The 22,088-nt window shown below is 38.5% G+C and carries 24 protein-coding genes; 18 read left to right on the top strand and 6 right to left on the bottom strand.

Features of this window, described 5'->3' with window-relative positions; genetic code table 11:
- The first annotated feature begins 53 nt into the window (after positions 1-53).
- The 3 genes from CPT03_RS19005 (at position 54) to CPT03_RS19015 (ending at position 3,543) form a co-directional block, all read left to right on the top strand.
- The gene (locus CPT03_RS19005; RefSeq protein WP_099440306.1) at positions 54-848 is read left to right on the top strand and encodes a hypothetical protein; all 795 of its coding nucleotides are present in this window, start codon (positions 54-56) and stop codon (positions 846-848) included.
- 125 nt (positions 849-973) lie between these two features.
- Complete coding sequence (locus CPT03_RS19010) at positions 974-1,483, top strand: hypothetical protein (RefSeq protein WP_099440307.1); 510 nt, start codon at positions 974-976, stop codon at positions 1,481-1,483.
- Between the two features lie 206 nt (positions 1,484-1,689).
- Positions 1,690-3,543 (top strand): hypothetical protein, encoded by a 1,854-nt coding sequence (locus tag CPT03_RS19015; RefSeq protein WP_099440308.1) that lies wholly within the window; start codon positions 1,690-1,692, stop codon positions 3,541-3,543.
- A 146-nt stretch (positions 3,544-3,689) separates the two neighbouring features.
- Here CPT03_RS19015 and CPT03_RS19020 read toward each other — a convergent pair whose 3' ends face one another.
- Both CPT03_RS19020 and CPT03_RS19025 read right to left on the bottom strand, forming a co-directional pair.
- The gene (locus CPT03_RS19020) at positions 3,690-4,133 is read right to left on the bottom strand and encodes a hypothetical protein (RefSeq protein ID WP_099440309.1); all 444 of its coding nucleotides are present in this window, start codon (positions 4,131-4,133) and stop codon (positions 3,690-3,692) included.
- Complete coding sequence (locus CPT03_RS19025; RefSeq protein WP_099440310.1) at positions 4,114-4,557, bottom strand: hypothetical protein; 444 nt, start codon at positions 4,555-4,557, stop codon at positions 4,114-4,116. Before CPT03_RS19025 ends, CPT03_RS19020 begins: the two co-directional genes overlap by 20 nt.
- A gap of 367 nt (positions 4,558-4,924) precedes the next feature.
- Here CPT03_RS19025 and CPT03_RS19030 point away from each other — a divergent pair, with 367 nt between their 5' ends.
- The 9 genes from CPT03_RS19030 to CPT03_RS19070 all read left to right on the top strand — a co-directional run bounded on the left by CPT03_RS19030 (position 4,925) and on the right by CPT03_RS19070 (position 11,193).
- Complete coding sequence (locus tag CPT03_RS19030) at positions 4,925-5,437, top strand: hypothetical protein (RefSeq protein WP_157766498.1); 513 nt, start codon at positions 4,925-4,927, stop codon at positions 5,435-5,437.
- Positions 5,438-5,575: 138 nt separating this feature from the next.
- Positions 5,576-6,076, top strand: a complete 501-nt coding sequence (locus tag CPT03_RS19035; RefSeq protein ID WP_157766499.1) for a hypothetical protein — start codon at positions 5,576-5,578, stop codon at positions 6,074-6,076.
- Positions 6,077-6,395: 319 nt separating this feature from the next.
- A complete protein-coding gene (locus tag CPT03_RS19040) occupies positions 6,396-6,884 on the top strand; it encodes a hypothetical protein (protein WP_099440313.1) in 489 nt (162 codons plus the stop codon).
- A gap of 16 nt (positions 6,885-6,900) precedes the next feature.
- The gene (locus tag CPT03_RS19045) at positions 6,901-7,662 is read left to right on the top strand and encodes a DUF4595 domain-containing protein (protein WP_099440314.1); all 762 of its coding nucleotides are present in this window, start codon (positions 6,901-6,903) and stop codon (positions 7,660-7,662) included.
- Between the two features lie 64 nt (positions 7,663-7,726).
- Complete coding sequence (locus CPT03_RS19050) at positions 7,727-8,179, top strand: hypothetical protein (RefSeq protein WP_157766500.1); 453 nt, start codon at positions 7,727-7,729, stop codon at positions 8,177-8,179.
- Positions 8,180-9,086: 907 nt separating this feature from the next.
- Complete coding sequence (locus CPT03_RS19055; protein WP_245869892.1) at positions 9,087-9,548, top strand: toll/interleukin-1 receptor domain-containing protein; 462 nt, start codon at positions 9,087-9,089, stop codon at positions 9,546-9,548.
- Between the two features lie 181 nt (positions 9,549-9,729).
- Positions 9,730-10,170 carry a hypothetical protein gene (locus CPT03_RS19060; RefSeq protein ID WP_172954199.1) on the top strand — a complete coding sequence of 147 codons (441 nt, stop codon included), beginning with the start codon at positions 9,730-9,732 and terminating at the stop codon, positions 10,168-10,170.
- Position 10,171: 1 nt separating this feature from the next.
- A complete protein-coding gene (locus CPT03_RS19065) occupies positions 10,172-10,369 on the top strand; it encodes a hypothetical protein (protein ID WP_099440318.1) in 198 nt (65 codons plus the stop codon).
- A gap of 59 nt (positions 10,370-10,428) precedes the next feature.
- Entirely contained in the window at positions 10,429-11,193 is a 765-nt protein-coding gene (locus tag CPT03_RS19070) for a DUF2971 domain-containing protein (RefSeq protein ID WP_099440319.1), read from the top strand.
- 700 nt (positions 11,194-11,893) lie between these two features.
- On the opposite strand, the gene CPT03_RS19075 is transcribed toward CPT03_RS19070, so the two are convergent.
- Positions 11,894-13,006 carry a Fic family protein gene (locus CPT03_RS19075; RefSeq protein ID WP_245869893.1) on the bottom strand — a complete coding sequence of 371 codons (1,113 nt, stop codon included), beginning with the start codon at positions 13,004-13,006 and terminating at the stop codon, positions 11,894-11,896.
- A 1,114-nt stretch (positions 13,007-14,120) separates the two neighbouring features.
- Between CPT03_RS19075 and CPT03_RS23265 the strand changes: the two genes are divergently transcribed.
- From CPT03_RS23265 to CPT03_RS19085, 3 genes are all read left to right on the top strand, one after another.
- The gene (locus CPT03_RS23265; protein ID WP_262497703.1) at positions 14,121-14,243 is read left to right on the top strand and encodes a hypothetical protein; all 123 of its coding nucleotides are present in this window, start codon (positions 14,121-14,123) and stop codon (positions 14,241-14,243) included.
- Positions 14,244-14,365: 122 nt separating this feature from the next.
- Complete coding sequence (locus CPT03_RS19080; RefSeq protein ID WP_099440320.1) at positions 14,366-14,599, top strand: hypothetical protein; 234 nt, start codon at positions 14,366-14,368, stop codon at positions 14,597-14,599.
- A 116-nt stretch (positions 14,600-14,715) separates the two neighbouring features.
- Positions 14,716-15,168: a hypothetical protein gene (locus tag CPT03_RS19085; protein ID WP_099440321.1), complete on the top strand. Its 453-nt coding sequence runs from the start codon at positions 14,716-14,718 to the stop codon at positions 15,166-15,168.
- Positions 15,169-15,847: 679 nt separating this feature from the next.
- Here CPT03_RS19085 and CPT03_RS19090 read toward each other — a convergent pair.
- The gene (locus tag CPT03_RS19090; protein ID WP_099440322.1) at positions 15,848-18,148 is read right to left on the bottom strand and encodes a DUF6263 family protein; all 2,301 of its coding nucleotides are present in this window, start codon (positions 18,146-18,148) and stop codon (positions 15,848-15,850) included.
- 82 nt (positions 18,149-18,230) lie between these two features.
- A complete protein-coding gene (locus tag CPT03_RS19095; RefSeq protein ID WP_099440323.1) occupies positions 18,231-18,521 on the bottom strand; it encodes a hypothetical protein in 291 nt (96 codons plus the stop codon).
- A 73-nt stretch (positions 18,522-18,594) separates the two neighbouring features.
- On the opposite strand from CPT03_RS19095, the gene CPT03_RS19100 reads away from it, so the two are divergent.
- Positions 18,595-19,212 carry a hypothetical protein gene (locus CPT03_RS19100; RefSeq protein ID WP_099440324.1) on the top strand — a complete coding sequence of 206 codons (618 nt, stop codon included), beginning with the start codon at positions 18,595-18,597 and terminating at the stop codon, positions 19,210-19,212.
- A 3-nt stretch (positions 19,213-19,215) separates the two neighbouring features.
- Here CPT03_RS19100 and CPT03_RS19105 read toward each other — a convergent pair whose 3' ends face one another.
- Positions 19,216-19,704, bottom strand: a complete 489-nt coding sequence (locus tag CPT03_RS19105; RefSeq protein WP_157766501.1) for a hypothetical protein — start codon at positions 19,702-19,704, stop codon at positions 19,216-19,218.
- Between the two features lie 309 nt (positions 19,705-20,013).
- Between CPT03_RS19105 and CPT03_RS19110 the strand changes: the two genes are divergently transcribed.
- Together CPT03_RS19110 and CPT03_RS19115 are read left to right on the top strand one after the other, a co-directional pair.
- Positions 20,014-20,265 carry a hypothetical protein gene (locus CPT03_RS19110; protein WP_245869894.1) on the top strand — a complete coding sequence of 84 codons (252 nt, stop codon included), beginning with the start codon at positions 20,014-20,016 and terminating at the stop codon, positions 20,263-20,265.
- Between the two features lie 196 nt (positions 20,266-20,461).
- Positions 20,462-22,087, top strand: a complete 1,626-nt coding sequence (locus CPT03_RS19115; RefSeq protein ID WP_099440327.1) for a hypothetical protein — start codon at positions 20,462-20,464, stop codon at positions 22,085-22,087.
- Position 22,088: the final 1 nt, after the last annotated feature.

Genomic DNA, 22,088 nt, shown 5'->3' on the forward strand with positions numbered 1-22,088 from the left:
GATGAATATCTTTACAGCGGAGTAGCTTAGCTGCTCCGTTTAAACAGATAGCCATGTACGAAACAACTCTCAACCCTGACTTTAATAAACTAAAGACATTCTTCCCTAATATCACAGATGCTGATATCGCCGCAATACAGCAAGCAGGAGGCGTTCCTGTTAACTTAGAATACATGAGGGAAACACGTTATTTGAGTGTCTCTGAAGGGCTAAAAACCATCGTAGAGACGTATGGCATAGCTGACCATTATGAAGAATTGCTCTACCTTATCTTGAAGAAGAATGAACAAATCGCAGAACGTTACGAGGCGTACTGGAATAACTATAACGACGATCAGACCTCCAAGGAGGTTGCCAAGTTCTTACTCGCCTACAAGGAATCAAACCCAAGACAACACTTTCAGCTAGTTGCCAAGCCAGTAACAGGCAGTGTCGCAATAAAGGATACAGTGGTAGCAAAGTGGATGTGTGAGCAGATATACAAGGCTATAGAAGCTAGAGATTTTCCTTTAGGTGTGTTTGGAGAAAAGATATTATATGACCTCTTTGGTGATAGCTTTGCTACCGATGAACCAATATCCTTAGAGCGGTTAAAGGCTACTTCAGAGCTTAACCCAAAGAAGCCAACGCTAAGAGTTAAAAAACTCTATGTAGATTTCTGTTCTTACATCAAAGATTACCTTATAGAGCATACGAGGTTGACTCTCCCATCTGACGTATCACTTACCGATGCACAAGCCAACTTCTTCTTCGACGTACTGGAACTTTTAGAATACCTTGATAGAGACAAAATAGAATCTGAACCTAAGGATTACATTCATACAATGATCAGAAATCACACTAAGTAAATAGCTGATTGTTAAGGTTATAAAACTTATCTATACTTAGTAAATAGTATTGCCTCTACCCAACTGGGTTACAATGACATTTGTATCATCATCAGCAATGAAGCAGATGATTAAAAACAAAAGTTATGAAACCAGAGATTTACAGAAGCAACAAAACAACCAGCCAAACGTACTTAGAACTTGAGCCAAAAGGGATGAACCAATATGCCCCAAGAATAGGGTATTACAAAGTAATACGCAAATGTAGAGTGGCAATTTCAGGCCATCTTATAAAGGGGGTAGTCGCATACTGGAAACTAAATATCGATGATGAGTTCGATACTAGTTTCGAAACTAAAACACAGCTTGAGTCCTTCAATAGAAACCCATATCCAGGTTCTTCACTACTACTGTCTGAGGACTTAACAAATAAAACCATTCATGTTAGAAGTGCCGAAATAAAGAATGACGGCACCCGTCGGTTCATTGTCGATTGGGAAATCCTGTCAAGTAAAAAAGCTACTGTTGGTGACTTAAACAAGTTACTTCAATTGGGTGAACTTGATCTTATTGACAGCATGTTAAAGTCCACAGAGGGGCTAGATTTGGGTGATGAAGAAATTGATTATGAAGCTGATGACAGTCAGGATTATTAAGTAGACATAAGCATACCATTTGTTACTTTAAGAGGAAGCTCCCCTTGTGGTTGGCTTCCTTTTTTTTGCCCATAGCACTTGTTTGTAACAAGCTGAAATACAAGGCTATAAAACTTTATTAAAACCCTTCCTTACCATTGCCTCCCACGCATGGAGGCATCAGCACTTTTGCATCAACGGAGTCAAACCCCTCTGTAAAACAAGAGATGCAAACAAGTGTAACAAAGATCGAACTGAAGTTAACCGATAGTTTTGAAGTAGCTTTCCCTGATAAGCTAATACCTTCAAACTCATACTTAGACAAGAGTAAAACAGGACTGGGTATGACCTATTCAGAATTTCATGCTGAGCGCCACAGCATCATTGTCATACCGTACACAAGCATCATAGATTTAAAAGCGAAAGAGTACAAGTACAAACAGCCATTGAAGATTGTAGACGAAGTAAAGGCTAAAGCAATTGAAGAGTATTTAACCTCAGATGTGAAGTATAAGAAACTAATAACGACACCAGAGGGGTTTAAGAAGATTATCGATGCTGCTATCGCGCTTGATAAACTAGATTGGCTGTACGAACACTTCTTTTGCTTACTTGACGAAGCCCACTGCTACGCCGTAGAAGCATTCAGAAAGTTTATTCTTACCCCATTCAATTATTTTTGGAAGTTTGTTAATAAGGCTCTCGGTACAGCAACCTACTTCCCGTACAGCGATTCAAGGTTCAATAAGCTTACACATTACAAAATCACCTATGACAAACCCTTTGGTAAGATTACTATTGTTGACCATAAAGACCCCAAAGCAGTCCTTAATCACTTCCTTACCCACCCTGAGAAGTTCCCAGGCAATGTTCATATCTTCTATAACTCTGTTAAAGAGATAGAAAAGGTAATACGTGCAGCAGGTATAAAAGATGTCAATGTCTACTGTCGTGACGAGGAACGCAACCATAAGATACTTGGAGACAGTGCAATCCATTTCAAGTACGAACCATGTGCTGACGACTATAAGAAGTTTAATTTCTACAGTGCAAGATACTATGATGGTTGGGACCTATTTGACAATGATAAAGCGACTATAATACTTGTTACAGACATAAGCGTGAAACATAGCTTGGTAGGGATACCCTACAATGGCTTTCAATCCGTAGGGAGGCTTAGAAAGGTTTCACCTCATAAAATATACCATGTCACCAACAACTTTGGCAAGGAAGATAAGGATGTAAGATCATTTGATCACATAAGTAAGAACTGGCACTATCAGGCAAGCAACCATGCCCAGTATTACAATGACTTTAAATTTAAGGCGTGCGGGGATGGGATGGAAGAGAAACAGGAAACATGGAAGCTTGCACATCCATTCTGTAAGTTTACATCGGTGACCATGGAAGCATATGTTTATCCTATGAAGGTTGATCAGCACATCTGTAAAGAATATAGCATAGAGGGTTATTCTAATATTGGAACCATTGAACGGCACTGGCAGGAAATGAATTATGAAACGGAGTTGAACCATCAAAAGGACCTTAAACCACTAGAGATAAAAGGCGTTCCTAAATCAACAGTCAACAGACAGGTTATTGAAATGATAGAAGAATATGCTATCCATCCAGACAAATATTCCTATAGCCAAGCCGATATTATTATCGGGAAGCTAAGGGATCAATTCAAAGACCTGCTGATGGCACATAACCGCTTTGGAAAGGCAGAACTTGAGCGACTCGGCTATGATGACAAAGCAATAAGAAAAGCCCTTGTAGACCATAGCAATGCCAACCAAGAACATGAGCTGAAAACAAGAGCTAAGTCCGCATTTGAATTTAACATCCCCTACACGACTGATCGTATTGCAGCTATACTTCAAAAAATTTATGATGACCTACGTATTAAAGCATCTAACGGTAAAAGAAAGAAGGTAAAGGCTACTGACCTAGAACGGTTGAACGTCTTTCTTATAACTAAAACACAGAGGAAAGATGAGGCGGGTACAATCAACCCCAAAACAGGAAAGATCAAGAGAGTTCCAGTTTGGATTCTTGATAAACTGCCGGATGCCAACTAACCTACATTAGCTCGCATCGATAGTGGGTGTGTCAAAAAAACATGATTGGCCCGTTCTGTATTTATATATACAAAAGAACGACGATAGAGCTAATTATTTGACACATTCAAGAATACGGCAGCAAATCACAGATACATTGATTTGCTCTATAATTGCCGATGAGGGGATACAGTATCTACCTTATAAACCAAGCAGCCAACTGCAACAGTCACCATATAAGAAATGGCGGTTATATAATCGCCTCTACTGATGCTATCTAATTCGCTAAAGTTCCATCTGAATAGCAGCACTGTTAGAAGAACACTAAACGCACACAATGCAAGCTTTTTGGTTAATAGTGCCCACTTTGTCTTATTGACAAAGTAGTAGCAGACCCACAGCAATAGCCAGTTAGGAATCGAAACCAAGCCCCCTATCACAACAGCAACAGCATAGAATCCCCATGCATTAAACAATGCAGCGTAGTGATCTCTATAACCACCGAGGTTAATAATAAGCAAATAGAGTATTGGGCTAAGCAATACACTGGTCAGCCATACCTTAAGGGGGAATCTTATCGTATCCAATATCTTATTGTACTTCAATCCCATCACTCTTGGATTTGACAGTTGTTACCTTATACATCAATACTCCTGCAATCAGAGGTATTGTGTAAGCACTAATCAGTATAATGTTACCTCTGCCCCAGAAGTTCTTTAGGTCAGGTAAGGACATTACAATGAAAACAGCGATGCAGCAAAGTAGACTTACTAATGCAAGCGCTACCCTAATCAACCAAACAGGTGTATCTTTTTTTATCAAGAGGGTATAGCATAGCCAGAGAAAGAGAAAACATGGGATTGAACAGAAGCCTCCAATCAGTACTGCGACGAAATAGTACTCGATGAAACCTACCGAGAAAAAGGAGCTAAGTACAGTAGCTACTGTCGGTTTAAACTTAAACAATAACACCAATGGCCCAATAAGCACACTGGTCAGCCATACATTGAAAGGGTATCTGTAGTGTTGGAGCATTAAGCTAAAGGTAAACATACAACTGCATTTCTAATAATATAATTTTCGAGGTTGCCAACAATACCCACCCCCTCCGCCAACCTCTTTGGAAACTGTTTCATGTATATGCTGCGCTCAGTGAGTCTATGCTGATCTAACTGTTTTCACTATTCATTTATAAGGTGTCAGCGTTAGACCGACCTCTCTAAACTTAGTGCCCAGAAATGAAATTTTATCTATAAAGTGCTCAGAGAGGCAGGTAGGACACTCACCCCCGAATCTTGCTCTTGAGGAAAGCAAAAAGATAGTACAAGCGATATACAGCTACATAGAACCGCTTTTCAACAGAAGTCAACTCAGAAGAATTCACCTTTTAAAACAACAAGAAATGAGACCAGAACTCAACAGAAATCCACCTAATCACAAAAATCTAGAGGCACTAAAGCAAATTGAGGCTCGTTTGAGCTCGACTAAGCGCGTTTATAAGAACTCTATCCGTGCCAAGCTCAACGGTACGACCTCACAAAAGGCCATGAACCCAGTGATTTCAGGATTCTACCACGTGATAGTTAACAAGGTGAAAGAGCTGTACAGTAAGCTGCCAAACAAGGAGGATAGAGTCATCATCGAACTCAATAACGAGCTTGACCCAACCGACTCACATGGCTTGTTTACTCTCATCACCCCAACATTTTTCTTCTACCTAGAGTGTTCGATCACCAACCAGTACAGGATAGAATACCAGTTCCATAACTGCCCTGTGGAAGAAGAGATTCAACAACTCATCAACGCATTCTCCATGCGCAGCTACAGCACCGAGGTTGTTAATCAACCCGATTATCCTGCCTTCTTTCAACGGTGTTTGCAGGTACAGCCAGACCGTTTTATACATCAACTCTAATCCACTATAAGGCTTGTCAACGTCAACGACAGGCCTTTCTGTTTACAAGGTAACCTAGTCAAACAGGCTTCACCTGTAAGCATCTTACCTTTTAAATGAATGACAAGCCACTATTCAAAACACAAAACCATAATCAAGATGAAAGTAAAGAAAGCAACAACAGTAGAGCAAGAGCTCACAGCACAACAACAAATCAACGGAGAGGTAATCAGAGTGTTCCACCTTATCACCGAATCAGCTCGTGGAGTGGTCAGCAACTTCGAAACGAAGAAGTACCGCACCTCAGTAATGATTGACCACCTACAGAACAGCAGTAACAGTTTAATCAAAGAGTACCTCTCTTATTTCTTTAACATCACCCTCACGCGCAATCGTAATTCATTACTCGTTATCTACATTGGGTTTGATACAGAATCCGTAGCGCGGTTTGGATCGATGTTGCATAACCAATTGCTACGTGAGGTTATGAGGCATACAATGAAGGAAGCGACAGTCATTAACATTGAATCCTGCATTAGAGTTGATGCCAACACAAAAGACATAAGGAACTTCTTCTATAAACGTACAATGGAAGGAGATAATGACTACACGACTATTACGGTTGATGAACTAGTGACTGTAGAGAAAGAAAGGGTGTAATGCCCTTTTCTTTTCGTTTACATTTCTATAACTTTACACAAACTTAAAACAAGGAGAACAAAGCCAATTACAGAGACTAGACAGTAACATATCTTATTAAGAAATATAGCGTAGCTATCAGTTCTTGCATATCAGGAATCCTAGGAACATTCAAACATTGCAACAAGAACAGAGTGGTCACGCCTACGCTACAGCGTAGGTGCTGTCCGCCTGTTGCAATGGGCCCTCCTAGGAGCCTCTGAATGCAGGATTGGCACAGTTCCCTACGCTTTAGTGTTTATTAACGCGCCGAATTGGAACTTAAAGGGCATTACATACTATGAATTCTAAACTGGATAAACCGAATCACTTCCTCAACCCTGAAATCAAAATCCCTTCTCAGGCTAGTTGTGCGCCGATCTTCAATAAGATCTTTCAAGAGGGATGTAGCTTCAATGATTTTGAACGCTACATCAAATCTAAGGCTGTTTCTGATGTTCAAATGAGCCATCCGCAGTTTACAAGTGTGATCCAATACAACCTTAAAAAGGATATATGGGGAATCAAAGAAGGTGTCATGATCTCTAAAGGAGGAAACGCCGACTTGGACGTTGTTATAACATATGTGATTCGTGACGCGAATGAATGGACGCACCTTGTAAACTTCTTCGAAGACAAATTCAATGCTGTGGAGATTGAGAACAAGCCTGGCCACAGAATCTACCAATACAGGATTTACCTCGAAGGTAACGACACAAGGCAGATACTATTCCACGTACTAAGGGACTCACCACAATCATCAAGAATGTCATTAATGCTCAAATTCTAATCTAACAATATATAAAATGAACAAATCACTATTAACGCTCTCAGCGGTATGCCTGCTGATCGTAGCCTCATGCTCTAAATCCAAGAACGACCCTGAGCCAGACAAAGAACAAACCTGTAAGGTTAAACTGGTGGAACACACCTACACAAGTGGTAACGGAAACAAAACTGATAAGTACTACTACAGTTATGATGGAGAAGGCAGAATAACTCGTGTTGACTATGGTAAGGAGCAATCCAATGAGGTTGAAACCTTCACCTACACAGCGAATAAAGTAACATGGAAAGGTGTTGATGGAGATGTAGAGGTGTACAACCTCGATGCCAATGGAAGGATTACAACTGTTGTACAAGGTGATGACATCTTGAAATTCAAGTATAACACTGATGGTCAACTAATCGAGGTTGGAACTGGTGATGACATTGAAACCTTCACCTATTTAAACGGTAACCTAGTTACCTCTTCTTATGATGCAAAGATATGGATGAGTTTAAGTTACGGTGGTAATGAGGTGAAGAACTCGATTGTTTACGCTTGGGTATTTGGTGAACTGTTAGACTATGATGAGATTGGTTATCGTGTTGCACCATTCATTGGTAAGCTATCTAAAAACCTACCAAGCAAGATTATTTATGAGCCAGGAGCAGATCAGACAACAGCGAATCTTACCTATACAAGTGATGCTTCGGGTAAGTTAACATCAGTTAAGATGGTATCATCAAGTGGGACATCCGATAGCTTTACATCAGAGTATAAGTTTACCTATGAGTGTAAATAGGTTACTGAGTTAGAAATTGAAAAGAGTTACAGAGATGTAGCTCTTTTTGTTTAACTTCAAGCTTATGCTGAGATCTCCCACGCTCCTTCTTTTGCTATGTCTGATGGTAATGCTACCAAGCTGCAATCTTGGGGTATGCTTCTGGAATAAGGGCTACTCTCCAGTTGATTCAGAACCTGCGGAGGACGAAATGATTGGAGTTTATTATTTAACAGAGCAATCTATAGCAGACTTGAACGGTGATAGCCTGAAACGTACAAAGCTTGAATTGAAAGGTGAACACCAATACCTTCTGACAGATGGGCCATCTGAAATCATGAACGAGCATAGTAAAAATGGGACGTTTATAAAGGCAGGACGATGGTATACAGATTGCGCAGAGTCATATGGCTGCATGATTGAATTGGAAGGGATTTGCGTAGTAACACTATGCAAAAAGGATGAAAAAATCTCAATTCCTATAAGTATCGGTGATCCTGATCAATGCGAGGGGGTTGTGTTTGAGAAGAGCAAATAGGAACGGCATTCCTATTCTCAGGCTTCGCTCAAAAGAGGGGGCTTAACTGAGGCGAAGCCTAAGTCCAGTCATTTGTTTACAAGGTGAACATTGGTACAGAACAGCTCACATATGCAACTGCGGACTATTCGTGCTATCATAAGCCTGTAGGTTCTGGACAAAGCAAGACGCAGGAACATACGTATGAGCCGCTACTATGCTGGCCATAAAATGGTTCCAGATGTCGTTTCGTTTGATAAGCTTTTACAAGCACATCTGCACTCAACTGCCCCAAAGCACTCAGCTAGGCTTAGCAGCCTGGCTTAAGCTACCCACATGCAATCTGTCATCATTTTTGGCTATCAGCAAGCGGCGCAGCTCATGAACCACTCCTTATATCTTTGTTAGCAACTCACTAAAGTTTCATCCCTAACAAATCTATTCGCGGTTCTCAGTGTGGCTCACCTGCGGGTCGTTCAGTCTGCACAACTGTCACACCATTTGATAATCCTGCGCACCATCCCTTGCTTTCAAATACTTTGCCAGTTGCTTGTGTCGAGACATAGTCAACTGCCGCGCTTTGCGCTCTTCCAGTTGACACCTTCACTCCATTCGCAGACGGTGAGCAACATCATTTGCAATTATGAAAAGAAAGTGCTAGTTTGGTGTCCGTTAACCTCTTAAACTTAAAAATATGTCGAGATGTACAGCACCAAGATATGGTCATCGCACAGCAAGCGGGGCAGCAGCATGCCCTGCATGTAGTAGTCGTAGCTATCGTAGCTACAATTCGTACCCGTCCTATTCCACGCCCTATTCCTCGCCAGTGAGCAGTGCAAGCAGCCGTAGTAGTGGTGGCGGAAGCAGCCGAAGCATAAAGCCGCGCTGGTCGCGAGCAGGTTCTTCAGTGTATTACACGCCCACCGAAGTGCAGACGCTCACGCCAATCCGCCGCACAGTTGAAGAGAGAGCGGTGCAACCTGATCTTCGGGATGTCTTTCTTTGTCACGCTTGGGATGATAGGCAGGGCGCCGCTAAGGAGCTGCACGATTTGCTTGTGTCGCATGGGGTCTCCGTTTGGTTCAGCGAGAAAGATGTCGGACTCGGTGTTCCATTGATGCGCGCCATCGACAAGGGATTAGCGAATTCGCGAATCGGGCTTGTGTTGGTAACTCCTGCACTACTTCGCCGTCTCCCACAGGAGGGCATTGCCGACAAAGAGCTTTCAGCATTGCTTGCGCGTGATCAGCTGGTTCCCATCGTGCACAACACGACCTATGAAGCCCTACGTGAAGTCAGCCCTCTACTCGGGTCACGAAGAGGCTTAAGCACTGCAGAAGAACCAATGGCAGAACTCGCGGCCAAGCTCGCCGAGCTAGTCCAAGTCTAAAAAATTTAATAGACAGGAGTCCTTCAAAGCTTCTAGAAGGCTGTAGCTTCGGTATGAAGTGACATGAATGCTGACCTAATTAACTTCACTCCATGAGTAGGTGGTGAGCTAGGATATGCATTACAAACTTGACAAAGTTAGATTTTTAAATTAGCTTTAATGAATGATTGACCTTTCCAAAATGACTACTTATGAAGCCTTGTCGCTCGTATTTACATTCCTTGCCTTTGCAGTTAGCGTGGTTGCGATATTCATGGCAGGTAGGGCCTCGGTAATAAATAAAAATATGTTCAAGCGTCAAGGGATAATCGATCTTCATATGGCTTGGCAAAACGTCAACGATGTTGACCCAGTCGCTTTGATAGGACCAGACGTCGTCAAGGCGGTGAACGCGTTAGCTTTGACTGCTTCTCTGTGGAATCACGATGTGATAGAGAAAAGTATCCTATACCAAACATACTGGACACCTTATCGAGATATCTATGATAAACTGGTCAGTCTGGATTCGCTCGTTCCTGGCCTGAACAAGTCATGTAGGAGTTTGATAACAAGCGAAATACGCAAAGCGTATAGAGATATGAGTGATACTGACCTTGCAACTGTGACACAAACGATAATATAATATGACTGAACATGAAGTGCTGACGAAGATCAGAGAAGCTAAGAAGGCTTTAGAAGAATATAATTCCAACCTTGCCGCAAATAAGGGGTGGTGGTATACTGACATACAAAAAGAGTTGCCTGATTTAATTCAAAAGAGTCACGTACTGAATGCCTCTGGTTCGGTTTGTACCTGCTGTAATGGTTCAGGGCGGCGATAAAGATGCTATTGTCGATCGGTTGATCTGCTCTTCTCCCCACGGAATTATTATATTTACATATGGACTACCTCTATCACTACACATCAATAGAAAGCCTTGCTCTCATTTTAAAAAGGAGGACAATCCGATTTACGTCTTTGGATAATGTCGACGACATGGACGAGGGCTTGGCTAATGACGTTGATGGTTATGGTCAATTCGTATTCGTTAGCTGCTGGACTAAGAATGCAAAAGAAAGTATCCCACAATGGAATATGTACGGCAAGGACATGGGAGGGGTCCGTATCGCTCTCCCCAAGTATCCTTTTTTACATTACTCGTTTCTTGGAAACCCTAAACGCATCGAAAGCTATCCATTTCAAGACTCATTGATATTAAAGGATGGTTATATTGACGATGCATCTGAGTTCCCTTGGGGGGAGAGATATTTGATTGATGTCGAATACTTACATTCAAGCATTATACAAACACCAGTTATAGTCGAAAAGATAGATGAGCATAACAAGATTACCCATCTTGGTAGACTAGGGAAGTTTAAAGACGATTGTTGGGCGTTTCAGGAAGAGGTTCGGTATCGCATCATTTTACATCCCACTGGAGGAGTGAAGCCAGACGGGAACGGAAAATATAGGACTTCAATTGAAATGAAACAAAAGTTCATTGATGTTCCAATTCGAGATGATGCCTTCGAAGGTATGCAAATACTACTAGGACCCAAGCATACCGAAAGTAATCTAGTCATCCTTAATGCACTTCTTGATACTTACAATCCAAAAGTCCAACGCGATGTTGTTAGCTCTCTTAGAATCAGAAACAAGATATAGGAATGATATCGCTTGGTGTCGCTATGCAATTCTTGTTCCGAGTTACAAACAACAACCGAGCCTTACAGTTTGATTTCTATTCAACCTTATAAGACTACGTTCAGTATAAAACGTGGATATTGAACTGGCGAGTGTATTAATCATTACACAAAGTTAAGCTTGTCCAATCGACACGTTGAAAGAAGTTCCGGCATAAACCCACAACAGCAGGCGCACAGCCCATTTATTCCGTTGCCTCTTTACTTAGTCTCTTGGAAAGCCTGGTTTGGGTGCTATAATTAATACCAGACCAATGACACAAAGCATTTTGAACAGACAAGAGACCGCTATTGATGATTCTTATAGTGACTATGTTGATACTACTTGATATCTCTTAAGCAGATACGTAACTTAGAATCAAATTAACAGATTTATTAACAAGGTTACCTACTATTTTATATAAGCCTTTAGCAACTGTTGGCGACAACGAAACCGACAACCAAGCTATATAAGTGATGACTGGAGTCTAAAAAAGTGCCAGTAGTTCAACGGATAGATAGAAACTACTTAAACTTTAGATATGAGTTCGATTCTCGTCGGGACCACAAATAACTCCAACACGGTTTAAAAGGTTGTGAATTTAATGTTCATAGCCTTTTTCTTTTAGGAACCTGCCAAAAGTATCTAATAACGTAATTATACGTCGCGCATCAACTTTGCTTTAGCCCTTCAGAATTTGGATAAGGTCGTCGTTGATGTAATATACTTCTTTTCCATCCTTGGCTGGGCTCAAGACCTTTGCGGCAACGAGTTCGCCGAAGTATTTAGTCAGCGTAGTTCTTGAGGTAATGCCCAATAATTCTCCTATGAATTTTGGCTTGATGTAGGGTTGGCTGAAGACCGCCTCATTGACCTCTTTGTTGTACCATTTAATGGTTGTCTTGCCATGGGCAAGTGTCGCCTCAATTTGGTTGAGAATACTTGTGATTAATTGATTGGTCAGCTCTGCTGTTTTCTCTACAGCATCTAACATGTACATCACCCATGGCTTCCATGCACCACGCTGGGTAACCCCGCTCAGATGGTGGTAATAGTCGTCCTTGTTGATCATGATGTATTTGGAAAGATAGAGTACTGGTTGTCCTAATAGGCCTTTGTTCACAAGGTATAAAAGGTTCAAAATCCTACCGGTTCTTCCGTTTCCGTCTGAAAATGGGTGTATGGCTTCAAACTGATAATGGGCAATGCACATTTTGATCAGAGGGTCGGTAGGGTATTTCTTATCGTCATTTAGGTACTCGATCAGATTTTCCATCTTGGCTTCTATGATGCCCGCCCCTCTTGGAGGAGTATATATTACCTCGCCCGATCTGAATTCGCTTTGCCCTCGTCTAATCACCGTAAGGGTCTGTGGTGGCCTTATTCCAGCTGTAGAGTTCTTAATCTGTCTAAAGGTGCTAATGATACTATCCATGTCCATCTTCCCTTTTTCTTGGGTGATGTTATATCCTTCCCATAATGCCTCCCGATAGCGTAGTACCTCCTTTGTAGCTGGTTTTATATTTTCTTCCCGAATTGTTTCTGACACCGCCTTGTAAAGTTCATCTTCGGTGGTAAATATGTTCTCGATTGCTGTAGAGGTTTGTGCTTCTTGAAGTGCAATGGTATTGATGAGCATGGTAGGGTTTGGAAGCCTATGGATACTGGAATTTGTAGTCGCCAAAGCACGGGAAGCAGTGACGAGTTTCTTCATCACTTCAACATCTTCTTCCATATTTTTAAGTGGAGGTAGAAATGGAAGATCGTTGAAAGGCTGTGTTCTATCGTATGGCATATGTTCAGTTTTTCGATGATATTGAAGTTATAAACAAATATACACATAGTGGTTGGACATATAAGCACAACGTGTTCAGTTTTTCAAAAAAAATGAACACGTTGTGAAAAAGAATAAGTAAGTGGACATAAAACCATCATCTGTTCATTTATTTCATAAAACTGGACATATAGATACGAGCGGTTTAAAACATACTGCAATACTAAAAAAGTTTGAAATCCATCTCGTCGAGATATTTAAAATCCTCCTTCATGACCTAGAATGTCAATAATTACCTGTAAATCTTCCAAAAAAGAGTTTGAAATTGGTGTCTTTGAGACCACTTACTTTGCCAGTAGTTATACATAACTGCTGGCTTTTTTGCCTCAAGAGGCTAGAAAAAGGGCGAGTAAATTTGAAGATGATTGGTCTTCAAATGATTTAATTTGAGCTTTGAGGTCAATCTTTTAGCTTCATCAAAATACGTTGTTCAGAGCTCAAGAAATTTAATTTCTGTATAGATAAAAATTATTTTAAAATACCTTTTTGACAGATTTCTTTGATGCTGTACGAATTGTTTGGTTTTTGTGTAACCAGTGTTCGACTCACGACATCAACGTTACCTCATTTACCCGCCGAGGGGAAATGAGAACCATTGTATAGGAATATGTAAGTAAATGACTTTAATTTATGTACTAATCCCAGAATAATGATAAATCACAAAGAGAATAGATGAGCAATGCTCAACTGAGGTATGAGAAAGACATGAAATCAAGTTCAGACCATTGAAGGTACTATTTGAGGCACACAGACATGGAATAGTAATCCTGAGCTGAACAACTCAACAATTAAAAAGATAAAAATTGAAGAGGCAGAGCAAACTAAATTTAATCATACGTTTTAACCACTTTTTCTTGTCCGAAAAAGATGAACACTATTTAAGCCAAGGCTAAGTCCAGAGAGGTGAGTTTCGTTACTCTCTCAAAAGAAAATGAGCTTTCTGTAAATTAAACGATATTTATACTGAAACCAATTTCAATAGTAACATAAATAAGGATGTCACATATACTTCGTTACGAGATTTTAGAATCATTACCAGCTTATGGGCCGATGTATATTTCTGTTAGTGAAAATAATGAAGCGTATTAATGGCACTTTGGTCTCAGCTAAAAAAGGATATCAACCTATATTTTCTGATTGGAATGGACTTGGTTTCGGAGCATCTGCGGGTAGCGGAAAAATTGGTGTTTCCGTATGAGGATCACAAGCATGTACATTTGTTTCAATCTACTACTTTAATTGGCTCACCAATATATATTGGACCGACGCCAAGCCACCTTACAAATAATTACATTAATAGCTACGGACAACATTAGAATTATGCTGAAATTTAAAATCGAACAATTAGTAAGCTCAGATACACAAACTGTTGTGGAAAAAATAGAATCTGAACTTAGAACAATAGGTTATCGGATTAGCCAAAAAACTGAAACCTTTATCACATTTGATATTAATGCAAATGGATTTGAAATCGTGTCAAGCGGATACTTTTTTGATAAAGTAGAGAAAGGTAAAATTGAATTTAACAAAAAGCGCGATGAGACCGACGATTGAATCCGCAACCCTTCCTCCGGTCGTAGGTTGTACTTCCTGGTAGAACACTTATATAGGGCAGCCATTAAATAACTTTTTTTAAGTGGTCCTTTATCAAAAACAACTTAAACATATAATTGGATAGAAAGAATAAGGTTAAAATGAAAAATATCAGATTAGTAAATATTGTAATTGTTGCACTAGCATTTTTTTTCCATTCGTGTAATAGTGCTGTGCCTACTAAAAAAAATATTATAGGAGAATGGATTGGCGTTGATGGTTCGAAGTTAAGGTTTAAAGCCAATGGAACATTTGAGGGGGAGATGCTTCCTGGAGAGCATTTTTTTGGTCAAACTCAAGGGCATAAAGGCAAGAAAGTTTATGGGAGTGGTAAATGGCTATTAAAAAAAGGGCAGGGTTGGTGGGAAATATCTATGAACTTCAACAAAATCTTAAATCAAGAGGATGAGTTTGATACTCAAATTTTGATCTCAGGGTCAAGTGGCTTACTATCACAAAATCCCCCTTGGTATCTTTTCGAGTGGAAAGATGAAGAGGGGGGAGAGCGTTATGTATTTAAAAAGCAATAGTGATAAAGCATTTTAACTACCATATGCGCTATTGGCGAGCTCCTTTCTTTACTTAATGTTTTTTTGCATAGTCAAAGATACCTTTATCTGTTAGTATGCATTTTTATGTTGTAAAATATGGGGTAATGATGTAGATCTCTTAGGGGGATTTCCGCGGTGCTTATCTCCAGCGTCCGTGTAAAAAGGCAACGAAAGTTGACTTAGAATCTGCTTATGAGCAGATTCTAAGTCAGAAGGGATTAATAGGTATTTTAGACAAGTTAATTTTGATCTCATAACAACTTAAAAGGGGAAATTTAAATGGGAGATAAAATACACCTATACGACAGAATGTATAAAATGTACAGCAAAAGAAATCGCAATCTCGTCTTTATGAGGTTTTTTTTACATTAAACAGTACAGCATCACTAGAATCACCACAACAGTGAACAGTAGACTGAATATCCCGGAATAAATATTAATAACAGATTTCTTTTGATGACCAAGTTTTCTTGAAAAAAACCTTTTTAGCAATAAAAAACTATCATTGTGAATAGTCCTATTATTACAAGAAAAGATGCAAGGTCAATGTTTACAAAAGAGCCTAAAGTATAGTCATGTATTACCGAATTTAATGATTAATTTATCTCTCATGATCCTAACACCCCATTATTTTTTAAGCAAAAGAGCGTTAAAATATTTATTTACTCGCATATATTTCGTGAAACTTCTTAAGAATCCTTTTCCAGTCTTTCCCGAATTGAACATTGAGCATACGTCCATCAGGTGAGATGATGATCTTAGAAGGGTATCCTGTGATCTTATAATCCTTTTGTATCTTATTGTCAGACATCGCTACCGGGATGGTATACTTGTTCAATGCTAAAAAGTCTTTTACTTTTTCTTCAGTGTCATAACAGGCTACACTGAGGAAATTTGAATCTCCATGTTTGCCTTCTGTCAATTCGGTATAGAATCTATTAACATCCGGAAGTTCTTGCTTGCAGGGCCCACACCAGGTGCCCCAAAAATCGAGTACCAGCCATTTGTCTTTAAAATCTGATAGACTGTTTTCCTTGCCATTAATGTTCTTTACCGTAAACTCTGGTGCATTTTGCCACGTACTAATAATGTGTTCTGTAAAAAAGGTCTTAAAGCTGCGGTTGGGAAATGTTGTTTCAAAACGCTTTTGCATATCGGTCAATGTTTCAGGACTTGAATTAATTTGGACAGCTAATAATTTCAAGGCTTCTTGCTCATTGCCTGCATTTAGTAGCTGGTCGATATAATCATCGCGATAGCTTTCTTTAGATTTTAAAAAGACCCGATCGTAAAAGCTGGCATAAGCTTTTTCTTTGTTGTTCTTTGGTGAGTATTCTGCTGCCTTGGCCAGGTAACCAATTGCTTTAGCAGAATCCGTTTTTGCTAACGAAAGAAATTTTAAGTAATAAGCATGAGCCAGCATGTTCTGACTTTCATAACGCTCTTTGTTTAGGCTATCGGCCGTGTATTTTTGAAGTTTTGTAATTGCAGAATTTAATAAAGAATCGGCGGCGCCTTTTTTGCTTACATCAAGCAGTAAGTTGTACATAAGTAATGCATAACGCCCACCATTGCCCTCTTTCATCTCCTGATCGCTCATTTTGTTAAAGGCTGTTGCGGTTTCTAGTTGGAGCGCAGTATTTTTCGAATCAGCTTTGGCCTTAACCCATAAGTTTAAAGCTCTTATTTTTTGGCGGTAAATTTGATTCTTATCGGATGCAAACATCTGAATCAGTTCAGCACTTTTTCTGTCCATTTCTTTACGCCCAGGATAATCGTGTTCGCCTATAAAATTTTGAGCAAACGACTGTTGAACCCAGCCTGTAAACGAGGGCGTATTATAAAAATATTTGCTTACTGCGTAAGCATCTGCTGCGCTTCCTTTATCCAATGCTGTCCCTTGCTTGTTATGGAGGTGACTGCTTTGATCTTTAAGGTATTCGTTTGGAGTTTCCATCAAGGCTTCCCAATACACCTTGTAATTATGATCATTTCTGGTTTGCTGAATTAAATTGAGTTTACTTACTGCATAATAAGCATCATTTTTGAATATAGGGTTGAGTTGTTCTATAGCTCTTTTGACTTTTAAAGAATCATATTCTCCACCGGTTTTCATTTCATTACTCCAATAGCTAAATTTAACGGCCATGTTTATCCAGTTTGAATCTGGTTTGACTACGGTATTGGCTTTATTTAGTTTCTTCATATTGATAATTTCTCCTTTCTGAGACCTTTCAGCACCAGATGACAGATCCGTGGTCTTAGAAGTAAAATTTGTTTTGGAGATTTGGCTGAGCATTAAACCTGTTTTTGAATCAAAGGAATATTTGGAATTGTTGGTCGATCCATCCTTACGCGTTTCGGCAGTATTTAGCTTTAGTACTCCGTCCTTATTTGCAACAACTTTAAACTTGGTTCCTGTTTCTTTATTTTCCCAGGTGGTTTGAGTTGCGAGTGCTTTGTCGGGAAATTGGTAGAATAAGCCTTGTATTTCAGCAGTAAAACCACCATCGGCGTTGTTAAGTAGTTGCTGCTCAATTTCAGGATTTAAGTTCCATTTGCTAAGGGCAGATTTTAATTGTTCCTGCAAATGGGTTACACTAATTACTTTTCCACTATTGTTTAAGGTTAGTATAAAGGGTTTGTTGAGCATGGCAATGGGGAATAGGACGCCTGTTGACATGAAATTGGTCTTTCTCAGCGAGTCAGTATTCAGCAATAGCTTTTTGTTATTTTTAATTAGGGCCTTTACGATTTTGCATTCAAAGACATTGTTACCCTCAGCGTTTTTACCTAATGAGCGAAATGCATAAGTAAATGACTCATCTGATTTGCCAATTAAAGTATCAATAGTTCTGTTGGTTATTTCGAAAGTCTTGTTTTTTGGAACTTGAAGTTGCTGAGAAAAGCCGTTAGTTATTACTACTAGCGAAATTAAGAGGGTTAAATAGGTTTTCATATTGATTGAGAATGTTTAATAGTAAATATAAGATTTATTATTTTTCTCTATGCAATTTGATAGCTATGTTAAGTTCCAAAGATCATTCTTCTATCCCTAGTATCTCCAAAACCTCATTAATGTCTTTCCAAATGACTTGGCCCTTATCAAGAAATTGTTGGTAATTAAGCATTACTGCTATTCTGAATTCAGAGAAATTACTAAAAGTTTTGTCGTAAGGAAGATTATTTAAAGCAATAGTAAACATCTGTTCCACGGATAAGTTTGGAGTGATTGGTATTGGCATAATTGCGGCAATAACATCTTGACCAATTTTTTTTCCTACTAAATAATTATATTTAGTAGTCTTATCAAACGCTTCTATTCGGGTCATGTATAGACTTGCTTCTTAAGTTGAACTTAAAATAAGAAAAAAAATGATGATTTGCTAAATAGAATAGATTTTAATGATACTGAAAATTACGTATATTCTGTTTTTATTCTTGTTTGCATGCTTTTCGGTATCAGCTCAGTCTTTGCTTGATGAAAACCCAGATGTAAAGCAAATATTTCACAAGACACTTAAAAACGAGGACCTCGAATATAGGCTGCCTAATGGATACAATGAGACCTTTAAAGATATCAATGCAAGAATGGGGGTTATATTCTTATCAGCATCAATGTGTCAATTGCAAACAAATGACGATAGTATTCTTTTGTACATTACAATACAGCATATAGATACTACTAAGGCGATGTATAATAAATTAAAAAGTTGGGGATTGGAATTTGATGTTAATGAAAGTTATTTGAACCTGAACACAGATACAATAAAGCATCCTATTATTCATTTTTCAGCAGGATACTCTCGCAGAAAATTTAATGCGCATGATTCAGGAATGTTTGAATTGGAATACCCACTTCAATATGCTTATCGAGGGATTTATACAAAGTGTAAAGGGATTTTTATTCATAAAAACGATATGTGTGATATTAAATTGTATTATTTTTATACAGATAAAAGCGCAGTAAATTTAAAAAAGAACATAAGGCGCAGTTATAATATACTAAGGTTTAAAAATTAATGACTAATTTTTAAACCGGAGCATTTTTCTTGTTCTTTTTAAATGCTTGTTTAGTTGGGGTTCGCTGCTTTTGTTGTAAAAATAAAATAACTCTATATCTACTTTATTATCCTTATGAATAAATATTACTTTACATTTCTCACCAGAATTTAAAATATGATTTTTTTCGGATACTTGAAGATTATAGGTTCCAGAGACATCTGCATTATAAATTTTAGTGGTATATGAATCGCTAAAGGTTGTGTACTCTGTTTTGGATGGCCTATAGTTCTTATTTGGATCGAATTGTTTGCCATCCACTCCAATAAAACCAGTTAGATTTTTACTCGTATCTATGGGGCCATTAAACCTAAAAAGAATTGCAATGCTATCTTTTTGAGCTATTAACTTATAAACTGAGCTCCCAACTCTATGCCCAGATTTGTTATAAATAACCAGCGAGGAATCGGACTCAAGATAGCCATTAGGCATTGAGTATTGTATGTTAAACATCTCAAGGTATTTGTTAAGCTTTTCATTCTTTTGCCCAAAAAGCGTATTAAAACCTAGTAAAATGCAAATACAGACAATAAGATAAAACTTTGCTTTCAATTATAGTTCGTATAGAATTAGTTCGCCTGTTAAATATAGCCATAAATATTTTTTACAGTATTGGTTGGTATGTCGGTATTTTATTTTATTCCGTTTTAACGAATATGCGTAAAAAATTGACGAATCTAGGTTCATATCCATCGCATATAAACTACCACTTGTGTCTCCAATTCAGGAAAAATTGCCAAAGGCGAAAAAATTTTAATTAAATTGGATAACTATCGTTTTCAGGAATATGGTATTGTAGAAGGGAGAGTTCAAAACATATCTTTTACACCTGATGAAGAAGGAAATTATTATGAAGATGTTTTGCTGCCTAAAGGTTTAAGGACCTCTTATCAAAAAACGCTGCCTTTTGACAAGGAACTGAAGGGCAACGCTGAAATTGTAACACAAGATTTAAGATTAATTGAGAGGTTTTTTTACCAGATTAGAAAACTTCTGGCTTATCAGACCGAATAGGTTTAAATGAGTGGTAATTTTGAAATGAAAGAATGCTAAATAGTTTTTCCATTATGGGTTAACCATTCGGAAATATTATGAAATAAAAATAAATCTTAATTAATGTTTGTTTCATAAAAAATGATTAAATTAATAGTAGTAAATAGCAAGGGAGTGATAAGGCTATTTGAACCATCACACTATTAGGAATAATAAAATGAAAAAGATCATTTTTATTGGCATTTTATTAGGTGCAGCTGTCTTCGGTTGCCAGTTAAATGCCCAGGTAAAGAGGCCAGTTGTAAAACCTAAAACGGCAACTGCAAAATCCAAATCACCAATTACTGTAACAAAGGAACCTGTTTTACGCAAAATTGATTTCTTTAGTTTATCTCCGGATGATGCAGTGCAAACGCTAAATGACGAGCTGAAGAAGCTTAAGATAACGCTTAATGATATTAACGAGGAATCTTCTTATTATTATGACATTACTGGCAAAAGAGGCGATTTACTTTCTACTTCAAGAACGCTGGTTTTCGACAATAAATTTCAGGCAATTATAACTTCGGATGAAGACGACCTCATCCAGGAGGTTTCATTTTCGATGTATTCGGGAAATACAAAACAGGTAAAAGCTGTAAGAAATATGATGGCTTATGGTGGCTGGCCTCAAGTAGCGCTGGCTGATAATGACACAACCTATAAGAATGGCGATATAATTGCAAATTCTTCGAGTTACATCAACAAAAATGATAAAGGAGAAGTGCTTAATGAAAGCTATACTGTACTAATTAAGCGAATAGTGCCTTATACTTATGTGCCAAAAAACTTTAAGCCATTTGATCCTACAAGCCTGAATGTATACAACAATGCTGAGGATATCGGTTATGCAATTGTAGAGCTAATGAAAAAAATAGGTATAAACTTGCTTTACAAAAATGAAAATCGGCCGATCACTTTAGATGAAGTCCTTTCGAATTATTCCTGTGATTATAAATTTAGTAATGGTGTTTCGCTTACCATTAATACCTCAATAGCCAGAAAATTAAAATTTATATTCATAGACTCCAGTGACCCTATTACATTTTCAAAATTAAAAAAGACATTGGGAGTTTTGCAATGGCAAAAAACTGAATCTGACGAAAATGATGATGATTACTACAATCATGATAACGTAATTGCAATTGTTTCTTCATATGGGAAAGATATAGTTTTTAGAATAAATCCTTTACCTGGGGATACTAAAACAAGATTGGAAAATACATCTGCTCCAACCTTTAATGAGCTGGTAGAATTATATCAGAGTGGAACTTCAGATGAAGTAGCAGAATCTATAACAAGTTCTTACATGAACCAGATAAAAGTAGATACCGTAAAAAACATATTGATTCCTGATCCAGTTGGAGATAAATTTGACTTTTACTACGCAACATCCAGCAATGCTTATGCGAGATGTTATTTTAACTATAATAATCCTATTTTTAATAAGAGTACAAGGATTTATATAGGCTCATCGGATATGGATTACATGAAGAACATGATGGCACAATACCTGAGCAGCGAATTTAGATCAAAGTATATTTACGAAATGAAAATGGATGGGAAAACTGTAAGCTATCCAGGTAACTTTGATCAGATTTGGTTTAGAGATAAAGTGGCTAGTGAGCTGCAAACGGCACAGATCCTTGCCGAAAAACAACGCCAGGATGAAGAAGTGGCCAGGCGAAAAGAGCAGGATCGTCTTGATGCGATAGAAAAGCAAAAGCAACGAGATGCTAAATCTGCCGAAACACTAAAAATAATGGAGTCGATTTTAAAAGGGAGCTTTGGGAAGAAACAATAAA

The sequence above is a fragment of the Pedobacter ginsengisoli genome (assembly GCF_002736205.1).
Classification (GTDB): Bacteria; Bacteroidota; Bacteroidia; order Sphingobacteriales; family Sphingobacteriaceae; genus Pedobacter; species Pedobacter ginsengisoli_A.